20 protein-coding genes are annotated in these 21365 nt (G+C 67.6%); 15 read left to right on the top strand and 5 right to left on the bottom strand.

Annotated features, from left to right (window positions below; genetic code table 11):
• Positions 1 to 7: 7 nt before the first annotated feature.
• The 5 genes from ACRYJK_RS09525 to ACRYJK_RS09505 all read left to right on the top strand — a co-directional run bounded on the left by ACRYJK_RS09525 (position 8) and on the right by ACRYJK_RS09505 (position 4500).
• Positions 8 to 880 carry a 3-hydroxyacyl-CoA dehydrogenase NAD-binding domain-containing protein gene (locus ACRYJK_RS09525; protein ID WP_482667267.1) on the top strand — a complete coding sequence of 291 codons (873 nt, stop codon included), beginning with the start codon at positions 8 to 10 and terminating at the stop codon, positions 878 to 880.
• Between the two features lie 283 nt (positions 881 to 1163).
• Entirely contained in the window at positions 1164 to 2099 is a 936-nt protein-coding gene (locus tag ACRYJK_RS09520; protein WP_482667266.1) for an alpha/beta fold hydrolase, read from the top strand.
• A 72-nt stretch (positions 2100 to 2171) separates the two neighbouring features.
• Positions 2172 to 2957 carry a guanitoxin biosynthesis heme-dependent pre-guanitoxin N-hydroxylase GntA gene (gene gntA / locus ACRYJK_RS09515; RefSeq protein WP_482667442.1) on the top strand — a complete coding sequence of 262 codons (786 nt, stop codon included), beginning with the start codon at positions 2172 to 2174 and terminating at the stop codon, positions 2955 to 2957.
• A complete protein-coding gene (locus ACRYJK_RS09510) occupies positions 2954 to 3541 on the top strand; it encodes a DUF1989 domain-containing protein (protein ID WP_482667265.1) in 588 nt (195 codons plus the stop codon). Before gntA ends, ACRYJK_RS09510 begins: the two co-directional genes overlap by 4 nt.
• On the top strand, positions 3538 to 4500 hold the full coding sequence (locus ACRYJK_RS09505; protein ID WP_482667264.1) for an ATP-grasp fold amidoligase family protein: 963 nt from the start codon (positions 3538 to 3540) through the stop codon (positions 4498 to 4500). Before ACRYJK_RS09510 ends, ACRYJK_RS09505 begins: the two co-directional genes overlap by 4 nt.
• On the opposite strand, the gene ACRYJK_RS09500 is transcribed toward ACRYJK_RS09505, so the two are convergent.
• Positions 4424 to 5671: a NupC/NupG family nucleoside CNT transporter gene (locus tag ACRYJK_RS09500; protein WP_482667263.1), complete on the bottom strand. Its 1248-nt coding sequence runs from the start codon at positions 5669 to 5671 to the stop codon at positions 4424 to 4426. The genes ACRYJK_RS09505 and ACRYJK_RS09500 overlap by 77 nt on opposite strands.
• Positions 5672 to 5819: 148 nt before the next feature.
• On the opposite strand from ACRYJK_RS09500, the gene ACRYJK_RS09495 reads away from it, so the two are divergent.
• The 6 genes from ACRYJK_RS09495 to ACRYJK_RS09470 are packed head-to-tail and all read left to right on the top strand — an operon-like array spanning position 5820 to position 9937.
• On the top strand, positions 5820 to 6509 hold the full coding sequence (locus tag ACRYJK_RS09495; RefSeq protein WP_482667262.1) for a queuosine precursor transporter: 690 nt from the start codon (positions 5820 to 5822) through the stop codon (positions 6507 to 6509).
• A complete protein-coding gene (argB, locus tag ACRYJK_RS09490; protein WP_482667261.1) occupies positions 6506 to 7435 on the top strand; it encodes an acetylglutamate kinase in 930 nt (309 codons plus the stop codon). The genes ACRYJK_RS09495 and argB overlap by 4 nt, the downstream gene beginning before the upstream one ends.
• A gap of 34 nt (positions 7436 to 7469) precedes the next feature.
• A complete protein-coding gene (locus ACRYJK_RS09485) occupies positions 7470 to 7772 on the top strand; it encodes a YggT family protein (RefSeq protein ID WP_482667441.1) in 303 nt (100 codons plus the stop codon).
• Entirely contained in the window at positions 7769 to 8641 is an 873-nt protein-coding gene (gene folD, locus ACRYJK_RS09480) for a bifunctional methylenetetrahydrofolate dehydrogenase/methenyltetrahydrofolate cyclohydrolase FolD (protein ID WP_482667260.1), read from the top strand. Before ACRYJK_RS09485 ends, folD begins: the two co-directional genes overlap by 4 nt.
• 19 nt (positions 8642 to 8660) lie before the next feature.
• Positions 8661 to 9302, top strand: a complete 642-nt coding sequence (locus tag ACRYJK_RS09475) for a hypothetical protein (RefSeq protein ID WP_482667259.1) — start codon at positions 8661 to 8663, stop codon at positions 9300 to 9302.
• Positions 9303 to 9313: 11 nt separating this feature from the next.
• Positions 9314 to 9937, top strand: a complete 624-nt coding sequence (locus tag ACRYJK_RS09470; protein ID WP_482667440.1) for a MarC family protein — start codon at positions 9314 to 9316, stop codon at positions 9935 to 9937.
• 63 nt (positions 9938 to 10000) lie between these two features.
• Here ACRYJK_RS09470 and ACRYJK_RS09465 read toward each other — a convergent pair whose 3' ends face one another.
• Positions 10001 to 10687: a YiaD family glycine zipper/OmpA-like lipoprotein gene (locus ACRYJK_RS09465; protein WP_482667258.1), complete on the bottom strand. Its 687-nt coding sequence runs from the start codon at positions 10685 to 10687 to the stop codon at positions 10001 to 10003.
• A 275-nt stretch (positions 10688 to 10962) separates the two neighbouring features.
• Here ACRYJK_RS09465 and rplK point away from each other — a divergent pair, with 275 nt between their 5' ends.
• From rplK to ACRYJK_RS09445, 4 genes are all read left to right on the top strand, one after another.
• Complete coding sequence (gene rplK / locus ACRYJK_RS09460; RefSeq protein WP_482667257.1) at positions 10963 to 11394, top strand: 50S ribosomal protein L11; 432 nt, start codon at positions 10963 to 10965, stop codon at positions 11392 to 11394.
• A 4-nt stretch (positions 11395 to 11398) separates the two neighbouring features.
• A complete protein-coding gene (gene rplA, locus ACRYJK_RS09455; protein WP_482667256.1) occupies positions 11399 to 12100 on the top strand; it encodes a 50S ribosomal protein L1 in 702 nt (233 codons plus the stop codon).
• 207 nt (positions 12101 to 12307) lie between these two features.
• Positions 12308 to 14617, top strand: a complete 2310-nt coding sequence (locus ACRYJK_RS09450; protein WP_482667255.1) for a glycosyltransferase family 4 protein — start codon at positions 12308 to 12310, stop codon at positions 14615 to 14617.
• An 84-nt stretch (positions 14618 to 14701) separates the two neighbouring features.
• On the top strand, positions 14702 to 15931 hold the full coding sequence (locus tag ACRYJK_RS09445; protein WP_482667254.1) for a glycoside hydrolase family 130 protein: 1230 nt from the start codon (positions 14702 to 14704) through the stop codon (positions 15929 to 15931).
• A gap of 19 nt (positions 15932 to 15950) precedes the next feature.
• On the opposite strand, the gene ACRYJK_RS09440 is transcribed toward ACRYJK_RS09445, so the two are convergent.
• The 3 genes from ACRYJK_RS09440 to ACRYJK_RS09430 all read right to left on the bottom strand — a co-directional run bounded on the left by ACRYJK_RS09440 (position 15951) and on the right by ACRYJK_RS09430 (position 21261).
• Positions 15951 to 17555, bottom strand: coding sequence for a S10 family peptidase (locus ACRYJK_RS09440; RefSeq protein ID WP_482667253.1), 1605 nt, complete (start codon positions 17553 to 17555; stop codon positions 15951 to 15953).
• Positions 17552 to 19510 (bottom strand): OPT family oligopeptide transporter, encoded by a 1959-nt coding sequence (locus ACRYJK_RS09435; protein ID WP_482667252.1) that lies wholly within the window; start codon positions 19508 to 19510, stop codon positions 17552 to 17554. Before ACRYJK_RS09435 ends, ACRYJK_RS09440 begins: the two co-directional genes overlap by 4 nt.
• 167 nt (positions 19511 to 19677) lie before the next feature.
• Complete coding sequence (locus ACRYJK_RS09430; RefSeq protein ID WP_482667251.1) at positions 19678 to 21261, bottom strand: helicase HerA-like domain-containing protein; 1584 nt, start codon at positions 21259 to 21261, stop codon at positions 19678 to 19680.
• Positions 21262 to 21365 lie beyond the last annotated feature (104 nt).

Here is a 21365-nt window from a genome sequence, read left to right as displayed (position 1 = left end):
CGTGGGCATGAACATCACCACCATCGGCGTGCTCGGCGCCGGGCAGATGGGCGCGGGGATCGCCGAAGTCTGCGCCGCCGCAGGCTATGCGACGCGGCTCGCCGACGTCAGCGTCGACCGTGTCGAAGCGGCAAAGGCCGCCATCGCCAAGCGCCACGCCCGCGCCATCGACAAGGGCAAGTTGAGCGCCGAGGACAGCGCCGCGACGCTTGGTCGCATCGTCGCGGTGGCGGGTCCGGCCGACTTCGCCGATTGCCAGCTGGTGGTCGAAGCAGCGACCGAGAACGAGGGACTCAAGCGCGAGCTGATCGCCAAGGTCGGCGCCGCGGTGGCCATCGATGCGATCATCGCCACCAACACCAGCTCGATCTCGATCACGCGGCTTGCGCAGACGGCGCCCGATCCGGCGCGCTTCGTCGGCGTGCATTTCTTCAATCCGGTGCCGGTGATGGGCCTTGTCGAACTGATCCGCGGCATGGCCACCGCGCCCGAGGTGCTCGCCGCGATGGAGGCGTTCGCCGACCGGCTCGGCAAGGCGGTGGTGCACGCCAGCGACGCCCCCGGCTTCATCGTCAACCGCGTGCTGATGCCGATGATCAACGAAGCCGCCACCGCGCTGGGCGAAGGTGTCGCTACCATCGCGGACATCGATACGGCCTGCCGGCTGGGGCTCAATCACCCGATGGGGCCGTTGACGCTGGCGGACTTCATCGGCCTCGACACCTGTCTCGCCATCATCCGCGTGCTGCAGGACGGCACCGGCGACCCCCGCTTCCGCCCCGCCGCGCAGCTGATCCGCCGCGTAGATGCGGGCTGGCTCGGCAAGAAAAGCGGGCGTGGGTTTTACGACTGGACAGGCGCCGAGCCGGTCCCGGTGTAGCGAAGGCGAGCGCGGCTACGCCCGCGCGCTCGGCGAAGCTGACGCTGCAGGCCGGCCGACAGGCGGCGAAGCCGACCTGATCGACGTCATGGGATTTGCTCCCATGACGGCCCCGCCGCCGAAAGCGGGACCCCGGATCAAGTCCGGGGTGACGGCGGTTGTTTCGACGCGGCGCCCCCCTCCCCGTGCCGAGCAGCGGCAGCGCGCGTGCTTGCTCGCCGCCCTCGCGCCCATTACCACGCGCACTGCCCGCCATCCCTCGGCCCGGGAGGAGAGTTCTCGCATGATCCGCCGCTTCACCCGCAGCGCGCTCGCCGCAGCGCTGATCGTCAGCGCCCCCACCCTCGCCCAGACCGCTGCGCCGGCAGCACCCGCCGCCCCGGCCAGCGCCCCCGCACCCGTTCCGGCTGCGAACTTCACCTCCGACCGCATCGCCGTCACGGTGACCGGCAGCGGGCCCGACGTGGTGTTGATTCCCGGCCTCTCCTCCTCGCCCAAGGTGTGGGAGCAGATGCGTGCGGCGGTACCGGGCTATCGCTATCATCTCGTACAGGTGAAAGGTTTTGCCGGGGTCGCACCCGAAGCCAACGCCAGCGGCCCGGTGCTGCTGCCCGTCGCGGGGGAGATCGCGCGCTATATCGAAGCGGCGCGGCTCGACCGGCCGGCGCTGATCGGCCATTCGATGGGCGGCTCGCTGGCGATGAGCGTCGCCACCAGCCACCCCGACCGCGTCGGCAAGCTGATGGTGGTCGACATGGTGCCGTTCCTCGGCATGTTGTTCGGCGGTCCGACCGCGACCCCCGACAGCGTGCGGCCGATGGCGGAGATGATGCGCACGCGCATGACGTCGGGCAGCGCCGAGGAAAGCCGGCCGATCCTCACCCAGATGATTTCGGGCATGATCCGCAACGAAGCGATGCGCCCGGTGGGGATCGCCGACAGCCTGGCGAGCGATCGCGCGACGGTGGCGCAATCCTATTACGATCTCGCCACCACCGACCTCACCCCCGCGCTCGCCCGCTTCACCGGGCCGATGAAGGTGCTGTGGGTGGTGCCCGCCGGCGCGCCGGTCAATCAGGAGATGATGGGCATGCTCTACCGCTCGGCCTATGCGCCCGCGCGGCAGGCGACGCTCACCTACATCCCCGACAGCGCGCACTTCATCATGTGGGACCAACCGACGCGGTTCGCGCAGGAAGTGACTGATTTTCTTAAGTAGGCGGTGCGAATCGGCGGGAAGCGCATTATCTCCCCCGTCATGCAGCAACAGCTTTTGTCGGACGGGTCGGCGATGGTGCCGACCTGCCCCCACGCCGCGCGGGGCGAACGCGACCGCGACTCGGCGGTGGCGGAGGATTTCCGCGCCTTTATCCGCGACCCCGCCTTCCCCTGCGTCGGCGCCAAATCGGCGCTGTCGCGCGAGAAGATGCGGATCATCGTCGCGCGCGACATCGCCTCGGCGTGGAACGACCTCCCCATCCTCCACGAACTCCACGATCTCGCCGCGAGCTATCGCGCCAGCCCGGTGATCTTTCAGTCGCTGGCAGTGATCTTTCCCGACAGCGCCGAAACCGACGAGCCGACCTTCGAAGCCTTGCTGTGGGAGCGTATCCAGTCGCTCTCCGATAAAGACAGCTGGCTCGGCCAGCGCGCCGATCCGCGCGTGTCGGAGGACCCCGACAATCCGCATTTCTCGCTCAGCTTCGGCGGGGAGGCATTCTTCTGCGTCGGGCTGCATCCGGGCGCGAGCCGTCCGGCGCGGCGCTATCGTCATCCGGTGCTGGTGTTCAACCTCCACGACCAGTTCGAACAGCTGCGCGCACAGGGGCGGTACGAAAAGCTGCGCGCCTCGATCCTCAGCCGCGACGAGGCGCTGGCGGGTTCAATCAATCCGATGCTCGCGCGCCACGGCACCATTTCCGAAGCGCGCCAATATAGCGGGCGGCAGGTGACCGAAGGGTGGAGCGCGCCGTTCGAACGCGACGGGGAGGTCGATCCGGTGGTGGCGGCGTTCCAGGCCGAACTGGCGCCCTATGACGAACATCTGGACGACGAAGCCGAAGGACACCCCTCTTGAGCGACACCCAGCGTATTCCCCCGCGGTCGGGCACCGCCTTTCGCCTCGCCAAGGGCCAGACCCTGACGGTGATCGACCCGACCGGGGAACAGGTGGCGGACCTGCTCGCCTACAATGCCGACGACGTGGGCGAAGTGATCTCCTCGGGCCGTACGCTCGATTATGCGAGCCGCCTCTATTTGACGACCGGCGACCCGCTCTATTCGAACCGCTCGAACGTGATGCTGACCATCATCCACGACGACGTCGGCCGGCACGATTTCCTGCTGACGCCGTGCAGCAAGGACACGTTTCGCATCATCTATGGCGACACCGACCCGCACCGCGGCTGTTTCGGCAACCTCGCCGCCGCGCTCGCGCCTTATGGGGTGAGCGAAGACATGATCCCGACCGCGTTCAACTGCTTCATGAACGTGCCGGTCGACGGGGAGACGGGCGAGATCAAGGTGCTGCCGCCCAAAAGCCGCGCCGGCGACCGCATCGAATTCCGCGCGGAGATGGACCTCATCATCGGCCTCACCGCCTGCAGCGCGCTGCAGTCGAACAACGGCAGTTTCAAGCCGATCGACTGGCGGATCGATTGAGCCTGGCCGCTACGGCGGCGCTGGCGCTATCCGTGCTGCCGCTGCTCGCTCTCGCGGTGTCGCACCCGCGCGCGGCGCACAGCGTGCTGTGGTTCTGGCTCGGCTTTCTCTACCTGTTGCGGCACCAGCGGGTCGGTCATCTGCGCGAGCCCCAACGCTTCACCGAATGGGTCCAGTGGCGTAAGCTCCAGCCGGTCGACCCTCGACAGCCGTCGCTGATCGACAAGCTGGCGGTGAAGCCGTGGGTCGCGGCGCGCATCGGCACCGACTGGGTCATTCCAACGCTGTGGAGCGGCGAGCGCCCTGATCCCGCGCCGCCCGCCGGGCCGCCCCTGATGATCATGAAATCGCGCCACGGCTGCAATCAGTGGCGGGTGATCGGCAGCGTCGCCGACTGGACCGCCGCGCGCCGCGCCAGCCGCCGCTGGCTGGCGCACGCCTATGGCTTTTGGCTGGGCGAGCGCGCCTATGCCGACGTGCCGCGCGGGGTGATCGTCGAACCCTTCATCGGCGACGACGGCGCGCTGCCGGTCGATTATAAATTCTACGTCTTCGCGGGCGAGGTGGCGGCAGTGCAGGTGCATGTCGGACGCGGCACCGCGCGGCATCGCTGGCAGTTGCTCGATCCGCTGAGCTGGTGCCCCTTGGCGAGTTCCGACCGCGGCGGGCCGGGGCTGCCCCCGCCGCCCGACCTCGCGGCGATGACCGCCGCCGCGGCAGTGCTTGGCCGCGACTTCGATTTCGTGCGCGTCGACCTCTATGACACCGCCGCCGGGCCGCGCTTCGGCGAGATGAGCTTCTTCCCCGGCTCGGGGCTCGACCGCTTTGTCGACGAGCGCATCGACGCCGATTTCGGCGCGCGCTGGGCGGCGGCGCGCAGCCTCAACGTAGCGAGAGCATCAACCCCGCGAGCGCCGCGCTCATCAGGTTGGCGAGGCTGCCGGCGAGCAGCGCCTTGATCCCCAGCCGGGCGATCATCGGGCGCTGATTGGGGGCGAGGTTGCCGGTCACCGCCATCTGGATCGCGATCGACGAGAAATTGGCGAAACCGCACAGCGCAAAGGTCACCACCCCGACCGTCGCCGGCGACAACGTCCCCTGAACCTTGGCGAGGTCGATGAACGCGACGAATTCGTTGAGGACGATCTTCGTCCCGAACAGCCCGCCCGCGGTCCCCGCCTCGTTCCACGGCACGCCCAGCAGCGCCATCACCGGCTGGAAGAGGTAGCCGAGCAGCATCTGAAAGCTGAGGTCGGGGCGCCCGAACCAGCCGCCGATGCCGCCGAGCAGCCCGTTGGCGAGCGCGACCAGCGCGACGAAGGCGAGCACCATCGCGCCGACCGCGACGGCCAACTTGACCCCGGTCTGCGCGCCCTGCGCCGCGGCCATGATAAGGTTGGCGGGCTTTTCCTCGTCGTGGCTGGCGGCGGCGAGTTCGGCAGGTTCGATGCCGACATCCTTTGGATCGTCGGGCATGATGATTTTGGCCATCAGGATACCGCCCGGCGCCGACATGAAGCTCGCCGCGAGGAGGTAGGGGAGGAGCTGCGGGCCCAGCATCGAGGCGTAGGCGCCGAGGATCGTCCCCGCGACCCCGGCCATGCCGACGGTCATCATCGTGAACAGCTGCGCCGGGGTCAGCCCGGCGAGATAAGGGCGGATGACCAGCGGGCTTTCGCTCTGCCCGACAAAGATGTTGGCCGCCGCGCCCAGGCTTTCGACTCGCGTGATGCCGGTGACCCAGCGGATCGCACCGCCGAGCCATTTGATCACGAACTGCATCACGCCGAGGTAATAGAGCACCGAAATCAGCGAGGCGAAGAAGATGATCACCGGCAGCGCGGCGATGGCAAAGCTGTTGCCGCCGATGGCCGGCCCGGCAATCGGCCCGAAGATGAAATCCGTGCCCGCTTTCGAATAACCGAGGAGGTTGCTGACGGCACGGCTCAAACCGCCGATCGCGGCGCGCCCCACGGGGGTGTAAAGCACAAGGAACGCAATGCCCGCCTGCAGTGCGAACGCTGCCGCGACGACGCGCGGCCGGACCCAGCGGCGGTTGCTCGAGAGCAGAAACGCGATCGCCAGCAGCACGGCGATGCCCGCCAGACCCAAACCGATGCGCGTCGCCATGCGCTGTCCCCCTGATCCGCCGCACCGCTCCTCTGGCGACCGGCGGGCCGATATACGCGATATTTCGGGAGTGGCGAGAGGGCTTCGGCCGACACCCGTCGCGGCCGACGTTCTTTGCGGCGCGGGGCGTTTGCGATAGGGGGTGCCAATGACCGCCGACGCTCGCCCCGCCCACGCCGCTGCCGCGCAGAGCGTTCAGGGCATTCCGAAATCCCTGTTTCTGTATGCCATCCTCTATGGTGGGATGGTGATCCTCGCCGGGGTGCTTGGCAACAAGCAGGTCGCGTTGGGGCCGCTGGCGGTCGAGGCGGGAATTTTTGCGTTTCTGCTGCTGGTCGCACTGTCCAGCGCGGTCGCCGAACTGTTCGGTCAGCGTATCGCGCAGCGACTGGTGTTGTGGGGCTTCATTCCGCTGTTGCTGTCGATGGCGTTGATCGCGCTCGTCCTTCAGCTTCCTGCCGATGCCAAGATGGAGCCCGCCAGGCTGACGGCGTTCGAAACCATCCTCGGCACGACGCCCCGGCTGATGATCGCCGGCATCATCGCCTATGGCGTTTCACAATTCCTCAACGTGACGCTCTTTACGCGGCTGCGCGGTCGCGGGGGCGGGACTGCCACCTCAATCGCGGTGCGCGGGGGCATCGCATCGGCGCTGTCGCAGGCGGTCGACACGCTCCTGTTCGTGACAATCGCCTTTCTCGGCGTGTTCCCGATCACGACGCTGCTGCTCGGGCAGATGCTCGCGAAGGTCATGTTGTCGCTGGCGGTGATCCCGTTCGTCATCACCGGGCTGGTGAGTCTCGGCCGCCGGCTCGACCGCGACGGACCGCTCGCATGAATGGCGCGCCCGACCCGCTGATGCTTGCGAAGGCGGAGACGCTGACGGAGGCGCTGCCCTATCTGCAGCGCTATGCGGGGCGCACCTTTGTCATCAAATATGGCGGCCATGCGATGGGCGATCCGGCCGCCGCACGCGCCTTCGCGCGCGATGTGGTGCTGCTGAAACAGGTCGGCATCAATCCCGTGGTGGTCCACGGCGGTGGTCCGCAGATCGGGGCGATGCTCGACAAATTGGGCGTCGAGACGCGGTTCGTCGACGGTTTGCGCGTGACGGACGCGGAGACGGCCAAGATCGCCGAAATGGTCCTCTCCGGCGCTATCAACAAGGAAATCGTCAGCTGGATCGGTGCGGCGGGCGGAAGGGCGATCGGCCTGTCCGGCAAGGACGGGGGGCTGGTGCGAACGCATCCGTTGCGCCGCCATACGCGCGACCCGGACAGCGCGATCGAGGCGGCGGTGGACCTGGGCTTCGTCGGTGAACCCGACCGCGTCGACCGCGCGATCATCGATACGCAGGTCGCAGCGGGCTATATCCCGGTGATCGCTCCGATCGGTCTTGGCGAGGACGGCGCCACCTATAACGTCAACGCCGACACCATGGCCGGCGCGATCGCCGCCGCGCTCGGCGCCGCGCGGCTGTTTCTGCTGACCGACGTGCCGGGCGTTCTCGACCGCAACGGCCAACTTGTCCGTGAGCTCGACCCCAATGGCATCGCGCGACTGAAGCATGAAGGCGCGATCACCGGGGGGATGCTGCCCAAGATCGACACGTGCCTCAACGCGGTCGTTGAAGGTGCTGAGGCGGCGGTGATCCTCGATGGTCGCGTGCCCCACGCCATGCTGCTCGAAATCTTCACATCGGTCGGTGCCGGAACGCTGGTCAGGTCTGCCCAGCGCACCCGGACCGATCGCCACCCTCATTGAGAATCCCTCTCTCGCTGGAGCTGAAATGCCCGAAATGTTCCTGATGCTGGTCGAAATCGCCCGCATCATCCTCAATGTCGTGTGGTGGGTGATCATCGTCCAGGCGGTCTTGAGCTGGCTGCTGGCTTTCAACGTGATGTCGCTCTCGAATCCGACGATGGCTGCGATCTGGGAGACGCTCGACCGGATGACCGAGCCGCTCTACCGCCCGATCCGCAAGATCATGCCCGACTTTGGCGCGCTCGACCTGTCGCCGATGGTGGTGCTGGTGCTGCTCGCGATTTTGCAGGGCCCGGTGCTCACGACGCTCGCGCAGATGGCGCTCGGCGGGGTATGAGCGGCGCGACGATCATCGACGGGAAGGCGGCAGCGGCTCGGCTGCGCGCGCGTGTGGCGGACGACGTCACCGCGTTCGTGGAAAGCCACGGACGGGCGCCGGGCCTTGCTGTCGTTCTGGTGGGGGAGGACCCCGCCAGCGCCGTCTATGTCCGCAACAAAGGGACGGCCACCCGCGAAGCGGGGATGGAGAGCTTTGAATTCCGCTTCGGCGCCGATGCGACGGAGGCAGAGCTGCTGGTGCTAGTCGAGCGCCTCAACGCGGATGATCGGGTCGATGGCATTCTCGTCCAGCTCCCGCTTCCCGCCCAGGTCGATAGCGCAAAGGTGCTGGCGGCGATCGATCCCTCCAAGGATGTTGACGGGTTCCATGTTATTAACGCCGGGCGGCTCGCGACCGGGCAGCGTGCGCTGGTACCGTGCACGCCGCTCGGCTGCATGATCCTGCTCGAGGAGACGGTCGGGAGCTTGTCCGGGTTGCACGCGGTCGTCGTTGGCCGGTCGAACATCGTTGGGAAGCCGATGGCGCAGCTGTTGCTGGCCGCGGACGCGACGGTGACGGTCGCGCACAGCCGCACGCGCGATCTGCCGGCGGTCACGCGTAGCGCCGACATCCTGGTCGCCGCGGTGGGGCGGCCCGAAATGGTGCGCGGCGACTGGATCAAACCCGGCGCGACGGTAATCGACGTGGGGATCAATCGCGTCCCCGCCTCCACCCCCGGAAAGTCGCGACTGGTGGGCGATGTCGCATTCGACGAAGCGGTGAAGGTCGCGGGCGCCATCACCCCGGTGCCTGGCGGGGTCGGGCCGATGACCATCGCCTGCCTGCTCGCCAATACGCTGACGGCAGCTTATGATCGCACCGGGTGATTGCGGGAGGGGGTTGAACATGCGCTGGCTGGTGCTGCTTCCAAGCGTGCTTCTCGCCGGTTGCATGACGCCGACCGGCGGGGAACGCACACTCCAGCAGAATGCGATCGATGCAGCGGTCGAGGCCGATCGGGCCTTCGCGCGTGACGCCGAACGGCTAGGCCAGTGGACCGCCTTTCGTTCGACCGCGACGCAGGACGCCTGGATGTTTTTGCCGCAGCCGACTCGAGCGCATGAGTTCCTGCGCGGGCGCGAAGATCCGTCGGTGAGCGTGCAATGGTGGCCCACGCGAGCGGTCGTCAGTTGCGACGGGATGGCGGTCGCGAACGTGGGCGGCGCGAGTTGGCCGAGCGGCGGAGCGACGCGATACCTCACCTGGTGGGTGCGCGAGAGCGACGGCCAGTGGCGCTGGACGATGGACACGGGGGAGACGGTCGCCTCGCCGCCGCGGCGCACGGACGCGGTCGAACGGTCCTTTGCCAGCTGCGACAACCTCGACGCCATGCCGCCGCTCGAACTAACGCCGCACTCCGGAAGCTCCCCCGACACGACATTGCGTTGGTGGCATTTCCCTGCGGCCAACGGCCGACCGGCGCGGGTTCGGGTGGATAGCTGGGATGGCAGCGCGTTCCGCATGATGGTGGAAACGGGCGTCGAATGAACCAGCTGCCGATGCTCGAGCTGTTCCTGTCGGCCTTCGTCACGCTGTTCGTGGTGATCGACCCGCCCGGTTGCGCGCCGATCTACGCGAGCCTGACGACGGGCGCCAACGCGGTGCAGCGCCGCAGCATGGCGATCCGTGCAACGCTTATTGCCGGCGCGATTCTGCTGTTTTTCGCATTGTTCGGGGAGCCGCTGCTATCGGCACTCCACATCGATCTCGACAGCTTTCGCATCGCCGGCGGAATCATGCTGTTCGTGATCGCGCTCGAAATGGTGTTCGAGCGCCGCACCGAGCGCCGCGAACGGCGCGCGGAGGAAATTCGCGCGACGCCGGAGGTGGAGGATGTCTCCGTGTTCCCGATGGCGATGCCAATGCTTGCCGGGCCCGGATCGATCGCATCGGTGATGCTGCTCGTCGCCCAAAACGACGGGATGGAGCGCGCTGGCGTCGTGTTCGCAGCGCTCGCCGCAGTGTTGGCGCTGACGCTCCTCGCGCTTCTCGCCGCAGGACCCATCATGCGGCTGGTGGGCGCAAAGACCGAAGCTGTCATCACTCGCCTGCTCGGCGTGCTGCTCGCCGCCCTCGCCGCCCAGTTCGTCATCGACGGGCTGAAAGGCAGTTTCAGCCTCTAGCGCGCGAAAAAGGCCCGCCTCCCCGAAGGAGGCGGGCCTCGAACCACATACACTCTCGAGCGATCAGCCCGAGCGTGAGTCGTTGGTCGTCACCGGAGTGATGCGTACTTCGACGCGGCGGTTGCAGCGATAGCCTTCTTCGCTGGTTTCCGCGCACTTCAGCTGCGTTTCGCCATAGCCGCGGGTGGCCATGCGCTCCCACTGGACCCCGCGCGCGGCGAGGTAGTTGGCAACCGCCTGAGCGCGACGCTCGGAAAGGCCCTGGTTGTAGGTCTCCGAACCACGCGAATCGGTATGGCCCAACACGTCGATCGTGGTCGCCGGATATTCGCGAAGCGTCGTCGCCACCTGATCGAGCGCCGACTGGAAGTTCGGTGACAGGTTGGCGCTGTCGTAGGCGAAGGTCACGTCGCCGGGCATGTTGAGGTATAGGTTGTCGCCCTGACGATCGACGGCGATGCCGCTGCCCGCGGTGCGCTCTCGCATCTGCCGCTCCTGCCGATCCATGTAGGCCCCGACGCCAGCCCCTGCGACCGCGCCGATGCCCGCACCGAGGATCTTGGCGGTGCGGTCGTTCCGGCCGCCCAGGATATCGCCGAGGAGGTAGCCGCCGATCGCGCCTACCGAACCGGTCCAGGCCGGACGCGCGATCCGCTGGTTGCCGGTTTCAGGATTGGTCACGCAGCCAGCAGTCACCAGCCCCATCGCACTTGCCGCGCTAAGCAGCGCCGCCTTGCGGAAAATGTTCATGATCAAGTCTCCGTTTTACACGCTCGCCCGCGCCTGGCGCCAGCGATCGCCCCTCGTCCCGCGCTTCAAACCCCCGAAGCGTGGGGAGGTTTCCTTCGCGGGCAGTTGTCGGACCTCCGCCCGACTTTGCTTTCGCAGCGGATTGCGACTATGACGCGCCGGTCCCCCCTCGGTGCGAACTGCGGGGGCACTTCATGCGGGAGGCGTTTCGGCGCCGTCAGGACCGCTCAGCATGAGGGTGGCGTCGCTGCCCGACAGTGTGAAAGGAGGCCGTCATGGCCAAGAAGATTACCGGCTACATCAAGCTGCAGGTGCCTGCCGGCGCTGCCAACCCGTCGCCGCCGATCGGCCCGGCGCTGGGCCAGCGCGGCGTCAACATCATGGAATTCTGCAAGGCATTCAACGCGGCCACCGACGGCCTCGAAAAAGCCATGCCGATCCCGACGATCATCACCGTCTATGCCGACCGCAGCTTTTCGTTCGAGACGAAGACGCCGCCCGCGACCTTCCTCATCAAGAAGGCGGCGGGCCTCAAGTCGGGTTCGAAGACTCCGGGCAAGGCGAGCGCCGGCACGATCGCGCGTTCGAAGCTGACCGAGATCGCCGAGATGAAGATGAAGGATCTGAACGCCCACGATCTCGATCAGGCGACCAAGATCATTGAAGGCAGCGCCCGCTCGATGGGCCTCGAAGTGGTGGAGGGCTGATCCGATGGCAAAGCTCAGCAAGAAGGCGAAGAACCTCGCTGCGAACTTCGACCGCGACAAGCTTTACGGCGTTGACGAGGCGATCGAGGCGCTGAAGGGCGCCGCGTCGACCAAGTTCGCCGAGACGATCGAGGTCGCCATGAACCTCGGCGTCGATCCGCGTCACGCCGACCAGATGGTGCGCGGCGTCGTCACCCTCCCCGCCGGCACGGGCAAGGACGTCAAGGTCGCGGTATTCGCGCGCGGCGCCAACGCCGAAGCGGCGACTGCGGCGGGCGCCGACAAGGTGGGTGCCGAGGACCTGATGGAGGACATGCTCGCGGGCAACCTCGATTATGGTCGCGTCATCGCCACGCCCGACATGATGGGCATCGTCGGCCGCCTGGGTAAGACTCTCGGCCCCAAGGGGCTGATGCCGAACCCCAAGCTCGGCACCGTTACCCCGAACGTCGCCGAAGCGGTCAAGGCCGCGAAGGGCGGGCAGATCGAGTTCCGTGTCGAAAAGGCGGGGATCATCCACGCCGGGCTCGGCAAGGCGAACTTCGAAACGGCCGACCTACGCCGCAACTTCGACGCGTTCGTCGACGCCATCGTCAAGGCCAAGCCCTCGGGTGCCAAGGGCAAGTACCTCAAGAAGGTCAGCCTCTCCTCGACCATGGGCCCGGGCGTGCAGCTCGACCTCGCCGAGGTAAGCGGCGCGGCCTGATCGACTGACATCGAACAATGACAGGGCCGGGGCGCAGCGATGCGCTTCGGCCCTTCCTGTTTCAGCTCCCGCCAGCCCGCGCAGCATCAGAAGCGCCCATGCTGCACCGCAATATATTTGTGCGGGTCGGCAGGAACGACCGGAAGAGGCGCGCGTTGACCGTTCGCCCAGGTCTCCTCTGATACCTGGTTTCGGACAGGATTGGCGATGCGGCACGAACCGGCAACGGGTTTCGGACTCTCTCTGCGCGAGGATCGCGTTTCTGGGCGAGGGGTCGCGCATGTCGCCGTCATTGGCAACGCGGTGCCGCGCCGGTGCGGGCTTGCGACTTATACCAGCGACAGCATCGCCGCGCTGCGGCTCGCTCGGCCTGACCTCATCGTCGATCATTATGCGATGGACGACGGGCAGCCTGGGCTCGACTATGCGCCCGACATCCATCTGATCCCGCACCACGACCTCAGCGCCTATCGTCGCGCGGCGGCGGAGATCAACGCAAGCGGCGCCGAGCTGCTGTGGGTCCAGCATGAGTTTGGCATCTTCGGGGGGCCTGCCGGGGAGCATCTCCTCACCCTTCTCGAAGCGATCCGGGCCCCGGTCGTGGCGACGCTGCACACCGTCCTGCGGGCGCCCAATCCGGACGAGGACCGCGTCCTGCGGGCGATCATTGCCCGCGCGTCGAAGCTGATTGTGATGGCCGAGCATGGGCGGGAGATCCTGCTCGACGTCTATGGAGTCCCCGCAGGTCGGATCTCGGTCATTCCGCATGGCGTTCCTGATCGGCCTTTCATGGCCCCCGCAGCGGGTCGCGCGGCGATCGGTCTGGCCGAGGCGCCGACGCTGATGACCTTTGGCCTGCTCGCGCCGAGCAAGGGCATCGAGACGATGATCGAGGCTTTGCCGTCGCTCGTCGCGCGCCACCCGGATCTGCGCTACCATGTCCTGGGCGCCACTCATCCAGCGGTGAAGCGCGACTGCGGGGAAAGCTATCGCGACGGGCTGGTGGCGCGCGCACAGGCGCTGGGCGTCGGCGATGCGCTGGTGTTGCACGATCGCTTCTTCGATACGGAAGAGCTGCTCGATTGGCTGCAGGCGGCCGACGTCTATGTGACGCCCTACGGCAATCCGCAGCAGGTTACGTCGGGCGCGCTCAGCTATGCGGTGGCGATGGGGCGGGCGGTCGTGTCGACCCCCTATGTGCACGCGCGCGAAATCCTTGCCGACGATCACGGCCTGCTCGTGCCGTTCGAAGAGCCCGCCGCGATGGCGGCGGCGATCGAGCGGCTGCTCGCTCATCCGCACGAACGCGATGCGCTGGCGGCGAAGGCGTGGGCGCGCGGGCAGACCATGCGCTGGGCGGAGAACGGTGCCAACGTCCTCGCCATCTTCGATGTCGAGGCGCGGCGGCCGGTGCGCCTCGCGCATCGCGTCGACCCCAACGCTCCGGTGCCCGATGTCGACCTACGCGCGGTCGAGCGCATGACCGACGGCGTCGGCATGCTGCAGCATGGGATCATGCGCGTCCCGGATCGCAAGCACGGCTATTGTATCGACGATAATGCGCGCGCGCTGTTGCTCATGGCGCAGCTGCCTGCGTCGGCCGAAACGATCGCATTCGCCACCAGCTACGCCGCGTTTATCCAGCACGCCTGGAATGACGATGAAGGGTTGTTCCGCAACTTCCTCGGCTATGATCGCCAATGGCTGGAAGCGGTCGGTTCGCAGGACAGCAACGCCCGCACGCTGTGGGCGCTCGGCGTCGCCGCGCGGGACATGCCGAACGAGCCGCTGCGCGCATGGGCCCAGACCACGTTCGAGCTGACCGGGCCGCTGTTCGAGCGGTTGCGGTCGCCACGTGCGGTCGCGATGGCGATGCTCGGCGCGGACGCGCTGCTCGATATGCGGCCCGGTCACGGTCTTGCGCTCGACATAATGGCGGTCGGCACGCGAATGCTGCTCGAACGTCATCGCGACGCGCGGCACGAGGGTTGGGAATGGTTCGAAACCGTTCTCGCCTACGACAACGCGCGGCTGTCTGAGGCCCTGATCCGCGCGGGCGTTCGCTTGCGTGACGAACGGGCGGTGGAGGTCGGATTGTCGACCCTTCGCTGGCTGCGTGACCAGCAGAGCGGTCCCGAAGGTGATTTCCGCGCGGTCGGCACCGAAAGCTTCGGCCGTGAACGGCAACGGCCGCGGGCCTATGATCAGCAGCCGCTGGAGGCGTGGGCGACGATCGACGCGGCGCACGCGGCTGCACGGGTCGAACCGGATGGCGGGTGGGATGAGCTCGCGACGCGCGCATACGCCTGGTTCTCCGGCGCCAACGAGGTGGGTCAGCCGCTCGCCAGTCGGGAGGACGGGGGCTGTTTCGACGGCCTGAATCCGGAAGGGCTGAACCTCAACCAAGGCGCCGAATCGATCCTTGCGCTGCAACTTGCGACCGTGGCAATGCGCGTCCGGGCGACCGAGCGCGCAATCGACGAGAGCGGCGCCCGGCGGGAGAGCGTGGGCGCCTGACCTTCGCCGCCGCGCAACACGGGGGCGAATGTCATCCAGATTCACCTGCTCGAGCAGCGTCTGACTGCCGACCCGGGCCGCGTCGTGGTCCGGCCCTTTCACCTCGCGTGGAAAGCCACTGACGGGACGCGCTCACGCAGTCAGCGACTGGTCGATGCCGTCGTCGCGCTGACCGAAGCGGAAGTCGCCGAGGAGCTGGCCGAGGTGCTCGTCGATTTCGAGGCGCGGCACTGGCAGACGCGGCGCGTGTTCGAAGCGCGGTTCGAACAGGTGGCGCGCGAGATCGAACTCGACGAACGCATGTTCAGCGAAGCGCGACAGCAGCTGGTCGGCGCCTATTTCTGCCACGAATATAGTTACGCCGCGGCCGCAATCATGAACCCGTCGGTGACGGAACACTACGACCAGACCGGCATGCCCGAAGGCTGCACCCGCGTCATCCTGTCGATGCGCACCGTGGGTGAAGGGCACATTTCGACCATCAGCTTTCGTGAGGGGATCGTCAGTCAGGAGGGGTGGATGATGCTCGCCCCCCAACCTCCCTTTGCGACCGCCGCCACTCGCATCGCGGACCCGGTTGATGCAGCGCCGGGCACCGTCGCCGCCGAACGGCACGCGGATTCTACGTTGTCAGGCACGGTGATCTTTCCGATGACTGCGGCGCAGGCCAACGGCCTTGAAGATCTGCGGCTGACCAAGTGCCAACATACGGACGATGGCTGCGAATGGATCGGCACCTATACCGCTTATTCGGGCAGCAAGATTCATTCAGAGCTGCTACGCACGCACGACTTCCGCACGTTCCGCTTCCAGCCGATGCAAGGCGACGCGGCGGTCAACAAGGGCATGGCCCTGTTCCCGCGGCAGGTCGGCGGCAGCTATCGCATGATCGGGCGGCAGGATGGGCAGAACCTGTTCCTGCTCGAGAGCGACGATGTCGGTAGCTGGAACGGCGGCAAGTTGCTGCTCGAACCGAAATTCCCGTGGGAGCTGGTTCAGATCGGCAATTGCGGTGCGCCGATCGAGCTCGACGAAGGCTGGCTGCTGTTGACCCACGGCGTCGGCGCGATGCGCAAATATGCGATCGGCGCGGTCCTGCTCGACAAAGACGACCCGTCAAAGGTGCTCGGCCGCACGCCCGAGCCGCTGCTCAGCGCCAAGGCGTTCGATCGCGAGGGTTATGTGCCCAATGTCGTCTATACCTGCGGCGCAATGTGCGTCGGGCGGCGCATATTTCTGCCGCATGGGCTGGCCGATAGTTCGGTTGCGTTCGCCTTTGTCGACATCCCCGACCTGCTGGCGGAGCTGCGCTGACGCCGCTCCGCCCGCCGGTTCAACGTCCGCGGATAAACGCGCGAATGTCGCGGGTCAGCTTCGCGCGGTCTTCATCGCGAATATACATCATGTGGCCGCTGTCATAATAGTGGAAGCTGATGCGATCGCGCGGGAAGTCGGAGCGGGTCAGAGCATATTCCGCGGCGTAGAACGGCGTCGCAAAGTCATACCAGCCCTGCCCGACAAAGATTCTGAGGCCGCTGTTCTCCCGCAGCGCGCGCGAGACATAGGGCGCGACATTGAGGTAGGCGTCGCCATCCCGTCCCTGGCCCAGGCGCCAGTCCCAGTCGCGCACCCCGCCGATCGTGCCATAGTCACGGTTGGGGCGGTAGTTGAGGCTCGTACGCACCCACTGGTTGATCGCAGCGGTATAGCCGGCGTCGATGCCGTAGAAGCTGGGGTCGTTGTCGGGCTCCTCCCCCGCCGCGTCCCGGTCCCGGCCCGTGTAGCGCGAATCGAGCCGACCGACCGACAACCCGCGGTCACGCAGTAGCTCGCGATAGAAGCGTCCGGGCGTGACGCGCAGGTTGGTGCGGTCGAGATAGGCTTCGCTGAGCCCGGTAAAGCGCGCGAGGTCGCGGCGGATCTCCGCCCGGGCCGTCGGGTCGAGCGCGTTCCCTTGCATCAAGGCCGCGAGATAGGGGCCGGTCGACCAGCGCCGCGCGTCTTCGACGAACGCAGCGGTGCCGCGCGGGTCGGTGGCCTTGCCGTGGTAGAGCGCGGTTGCGGCCATCGACGGAATATTGAGTGCGTAGCCGATCTCGTTCCCGGCCGTGTCCGCGCCCGCGCCGAAATCGAGCACGGTGGAGATGAGCAGCACGCCATTGACCGCGACGTCGTTATACTGCCCTTCGAGCTGATTGAGCACCGCCGCCGCGCGGGTCGTGCCATAGCTTTCGCCGCCGATATATTTGGGCGCGTTCCAGCGGTCGTTGTCGGACAGCCACTGGCGAATGAACTGCGCCATCGACCGCGCATCCTGCGTTACCCCCCAATAATCTTTGGGATCGGTGCCGGGCAGCGCGTAAGAAAAGCCCGTGCCGACGGGGTCGATGAAGACGATGTCGGTGACGTCGAGCAGGCTGTCGGGGTTCGCGACGATCGGATAGGGCGGCGCGCCATCGTCGCGCGCGTCCGACGGGATCGCGACGCGGGTCGGTCCGAACGCGCCCATGTGCAGCCACAGCGATCCCGACCCCGGCCCGCCGTTCCAGAGGAACGTCACCGGCCGGTTCGGGTCGCGCGGGCCGTTCTTGACGTAAGCCACGGAAAAGATCGACGCTTTGGCCTTGCCGTCGGTGCCGCGCAGGAAGGTTTCGCTAGCGGTCGCGGTGAAATCGACGCGCGCACCGCCAAATACGCCGCTGTGCCGAGTAACGCTGCGCATCGGCACCGGCTCGGGCGCGTTGGCAACGGGTGCCGGCACCGGCGCGGGAGCGGCAGCAATCTGCGTCTGCGGGCTGCTCGATGGTGCCGGGGCCGGCGCAGGAGAGGTCTGCGTCGCGGTCGTGGTGGCGGCGGGGGGCGGTGCGGGCTGGTTCATCTGCGCCAGCAGCGGCGCGGCGCTCGCGAGCAGGAAGGCGGCGGTAGCGGTTCGGATCATCGTGGCGGATCTCCAGCGGCAACAGGCACCTGCGCATCGCGACGGGTGCGGTGGTAGAGGAAGGCGATTAGACCTGCGAACAGGCCGAGGCCGAGCGGCACCGCGAGCGGGTGTTCCGCCATCACGGCGAGCGGCGCGTCGCTTCCCGAGGCGGCGACGATCCCGGCATAGGCGACGCCGAACAGACTTTCGCCGACGATCAGGCCGGTCGCGGCGAGCACGCCGAGGCGCTTGGCATATTCGGGGTCGCGCGTGCGCTCCGCCCAGCGTTCGTAGAGGTGGCCGAGGATCGCGCCGATCGGGATCAGCAGCGTCAGCGCCATGGGAAGGTAGATACCCATCCCCACCGCGAGCGGGGGCAGCCGCCAGCCGGGCCTCCCGCTGCGCTCAAGGATCAGGTCGATCACCACCGCCCCCAGTCCGATCGCCGCGCCCAGGCCGATCAGTCCCCAGTCGAGGCTGCCGCCGAGCACGCCTTGCGCAAGGCTGGTGATGAGCGCGGCTTGGGGGGCGGCGAGCGCCTGCGCGCCCGCGCCCGGCGCGCCCTGAAAGCCGAACGCCTGGTGCAGTACGCCCAGCACCGGCGGGATCACCAGCGCACCGAAGATGACGCCCAGCACCAGCGCCACCTGCTGCTTCCACGGCGTTGCGCCGACCAGCTGGCCGGTCTTCAGATCCTGCAGATTGTCGTTGGAGATGGTCGCCACGCCGAACACGATGGCGGTGACGAACAGCGCATAGGCGACCAGCGCCTGCGTCGCCTCCGGGCTCGGCTGGCGGCCGAACATCGCGGCGAGGATCAGCGAAATGCCGACCACAGCGAGGATACCGACGCCCGAAATCGGACTGTTCGACGCGCCGATCAGCCCCGCCATGTAACCGCACACCGCCGCGATGACGACGCCCGCGACGAGGATATAGGCGATGGTCGCGAGCAGCGGCCCCGCGCCCCCCGCCGCCACCGGCCCGCTCTGCGCGAAATCCCACAGCAGGATGCCGATTGGGATCATGCTGGCGAGGATGGTGCCGCCGACGATCGAGATGGGGAGGTCGCGTTCGGTGAGGTCAAGCGCATCGTAGCCGCTGCTCTTGCGCGCCCGGTTGGCGGCGAGTGCGCCCTGGAGACCCCTCACCACCGGTCCAATGATACGCAGCAGGGTCCAGATCGCCGCGACGCCGATCGTGCCCGCGCCGACGAAGCGCACCTGCTCACGGAACACAGTGCCGACATGATCGGCGAGCTCGACCCCCAGCGGGATCGGCGCGGTGAACTGCGGCAACAGCACGAAAAAGCTGATGACGAGGCCGACCAGCATGGCGATGCCGACCGACAGTCCGACGAGGTGGCCGACCCCGATCAGCGCCAGCGACAGGCTCGCCGAAACACTGGTGGCGCCGGGGCCGAAGCGGAACGCGCGCGCCGCCTCTCCGGCGATCAGCCGCATGTTGACGAGCAGGCTGAACCCCGCCGCGGCGAGGCTGGACCACAAGATCGCGCGTAGGCCGCGGCGGTTTTCCTCCGCGCCGCCTACGCCTGCTCCGACCTTCAGCACCTCCGCCGCGGCGACGCCTTCGGGGTAGGGGAGCGTGCTGCCGGTCACCAGCGCGCGGCGCAGCGGCACCGAATACATGACGCCGAGAATGCCGCCGAGGCCAATTACGGCGACGCTCATCCAGTAGGGAAAGCCCGACCACCAGCCGATCATGACGAGGCCCGGCAGCACGAAGATGATCGCCGACAACGTCCCCGCCGCCGAGGCGATCGTCTGAACGATGTTGTTTTCGCCGATGCTCGAATTGCCGAGCGCCTTCAGTACCGCCATCGAAATGACCGCCGCCGGGATCGAGGTCGCAAAGGTCAGCCCGACCTTGAGGCCGAGATAGACGTTCGCCGCGGTGAACAGCAGCGTCAGCAGCGCGCCCAAGATGACGCCGCGCCAGGTCAGTTCGCGCATCGCCCGCTCCCCCTTTTGTTGGCGCCGTCATGGCGGCGCGCGCGCGCGGGTGCAATGGGGGCAGCGGCACTAGCCCTTTCCCTCCAGGGAAGGGGAATGCGTTCGTTGCGCCGACCGCCGGCCGGCGGTTGATGTCCGCTGCGCGGACCGCGCGGCCGTTGCCGCGCTCACCGCCCGCCGAAAATCCCGCCCAGGATCCCGCGCACCAGCGAGCGGCCCATCCTGCCCGCGACCTGGCGGCCGACCGAGGAGGCGGCGGAGCGCGCGGCCGACTGGAGCATCTTCTCGGCCATCGTCGGCTTGGCGGCCTCACGGGCGGCGGCGCGGTCCGCGGCGGCTTGCTCGCGCAGTCGGACGCGTTCGGCGGCGGCGCGCGCCTTCGCGTCGGCCTTCGCCTGCGCCGCCGCGACCTTGTCGGCTTCCTCCTGCGCTTCGGCTTCGGCGGCCGCCGCGCCCGCCTGCTCGGCACGCGCGATGAGCAGCTCCTGGGCCGACTCGCGGTCGATGGCTTGGTCGTAGCGATCGCCGACCGCATCGGCGGTGAGCAGCACCGCGCGCTCCTGATCGGTCAGCGGCCCGACGCGCGAGGCGGGCGCCTTAATGAGCGTGCGTTCGACCATCGACGGCGCACCGTCGTCGCCCAGCAGCGACACCAGCGCCTCGCCGATCTTGAGCTCGGTGATCGCCTGCGCGACGTCGATGGCGGGGTTGGGGCGGAACGTCTCCGCCGCCGCACGCACCGCCGCCTGGTCGCGCGGGGTGAAGGCGTTGAGCTTGTGTTGGATGCGGTTGTTGAGCTGGCCGGCGACGGTGTCGGGAATGTCGACCGGGTTCTGGGTGATGAAATAAACGCCGACCCCCTTCGACCGGATCAGCCGCACGACCTGTTCGATCTTGTCGAGCAGGGCCTTGGGCGCGTCGTCGAAGAGGAGGTGCGCCTCGTCGAAGAAGAACACGAGCTTGGGTTTGTCGGGATCGCCAACCTCTGGCAGCGCCTCGAACAGTTCGGACAGCAGCCACAAGAGGAAGGTGGCGTAAAGCTTGGGGCTCGCCATCAGCTTGTCGGCAGCAAGGATGTTGACCACGCCGCGGCCGTTGTCGTCAGTGGCGATGAAGTCGTGGATGTCGAGCGCGGGTTCGCCGAAAAAGCCGTCCGCGCCTTGGCTCCTCAGTTGCAGCAGCGCGCGCTGGATGGCGCCGATGCTCGGCTTCGACACATTGCCGTACTCGAGTGTTAGCTCCTTGGCGCGTTCACCGACGTGAACCAGCATCGCCTGGAGATCGTCGAGGTCGAGCAGCAGCAACCCTTCCTCATCCGCGACGTGGAAGGCAATGTTGAGCACCCCCTCCTGCGTCGGATTGAGGTCGAGCAGCCGCGACAGCAGCAACGGGCCGAGTTCGCTGACGGTGGTGCGGATGGGGTGGCCCTGCTCACCAAACAGGTCCCATAGCTGCGCCGGGCAACCGGCGTAGGCCCAGTCGCTCTGTCCGATCTCCGCGGCACGGGCCGCAAAGATCGCATGGCTCTTCGCGGTGGGCGAGCCGGGCATGGCAAGCCCGGCGAGGTCGCCCTTCACGTCGGCGACGAAGCTCGGCACCCCGGCCGCGGAAAAGCCTTCGATGATGCCCTGCAGGGTGACGGTCTTGCCGGTGCCGGTCGCACCGGCGATCAGCCCGTGGCGGTTCGCGCGACGCAGGTTGAGCGTCTGCGGGGTGCCGCCTGCGCTGCCGATGAAGATGCCGTCCGCCATGTCGCTCCCCCGCATTTCGATGGCGGAGGGATTAGGCCCCGCGCCGCGCGAATCAAGCGGCGCTGCCCCGTCGTCCCGGACCAGCCGGGACGACGGGGGCGGCG

The organism is Sphingomonas sp. BLHR8, from assembly GCF_056821725.1.
Note: the sequence above shows the minus strand (reverse complement) of the source record. Positions and strands in the feature narration are given on the sequence as shown.

Coding starts and splice junctions, on each gene's coding strand:
- rplA (WP_482667256.1), top strand. CDS start 11,399: ATGGCAAAGCTCAGCAAGAAGGCGAAGAACCTCGCTGCGAACTTCGAC.
- ACRYJK_RS09450 (WP_482667255.1), top strand. CDS start 12,308: ATGCGGCACGAACCGGCAACGGGTTTCGGACTCTCTCTGCGCGAGGAT.
- ACRYJK_RS09470 (WP_482667440.1), top strand. CDS start 9,314: ATGCTCGAGCTGTTCCTGTCGGCCTTCGTCACGCTGTTCGTGGTGATC.
- ACRYJK_RS09500 (WP_482667263.1), bottom strand. CDS start 5,671: ATGGCGACGCGCATCGGTTTGGGTCTGGCGGGCATCGCCGTGCTGCTG.
- ACRYJK_RS09525 (WP_482667267.1), top strand. CDS start 8: ATGAACATCACCACCATCGGCGTGCTCGGCGCCGGGCAGATGGGCGCG.
- ACRYJK_RS09475 (WP_482667259.1), top strand. CDS start 8,661: ATGCGCTGGCTGGTGCTGCTTCCAAGCGTGCTTCTCGCCGGTTGCATG.
- folD (WP_482667260.1), top strand. CDS start 7,769: ATGAGCGGCGCGACGATCATCGACGGGAAGGCGGCAGCGGCTCGGCTG.
- gntA (WP_482667442.1), top strand. CDS start 2,172: ATGGTGCCGACCTGCCCCCACGCCGCGCGGGGCGAACGCGACCGCGAC.
- ACRYJK_RS09495 (WP_482667262.1), top strand. CDS start 5,820: ATGACCGCCGACGCTCGCCCCGCCCACGCCGCTGCCGCGCAGAGCGTT.
- ACRYJK_RS09440 (WP_482667253.1), bottom strand. CDS start 17,555: ATGATCCGAACCGCTACCGCCGCCTTCCTGCTCGCGAGCGCCGCGCCG.
- ACRYJK_RS09485 (WP_482667441.1), top strand. CDS start 7,470: ATGTTCCTGATGCTGGTCGAAATCGCCCGCATCATCCTCAATGTCGTG.
- ACRYJK_RS09430 (WP_482667251.1), bottom strand. CDS start 21,261: ATGGCGGACGGCATCTTCATCGGCAGCGCAGGCGGCACCCCGCAGACG.
- ACRYJK_RS09435 (WP_482667252.1), bottom strand. CDS start 19,510: ATGCGCGAACTGACCTGGCGCGGCGTCATCTTGGGCGCGCTGCTGACG.
- ACRYJK_RS09520 (WP_482667266.1), top strand. CDS start 1,164: ATGATCCGCCGCTTCACCCGCAGCGCGCTCGCCGCAGCGCTGATCGTC.
- ACRYJK_RS09465 (WP_482667258.1), bottom strand. CDS start 10,687: ATGAACATTTTCCGCAAGGCGGCGCTGCTTAGCGCGGCAAGTGCGATG.
- rplK (WP_482667257.1), top strand. CDS start 10,963: ATGGCCAAGAAGATTACCGGCTACATCAAGCTGCAGGTGCCTGCCGGC.
- argB (WP_482667261.1), top strand. CDS start 6,506: ATGAATGGCGCGCCCGACCCGCTGATGCTTGCGAAGGCGGAGACGCTG.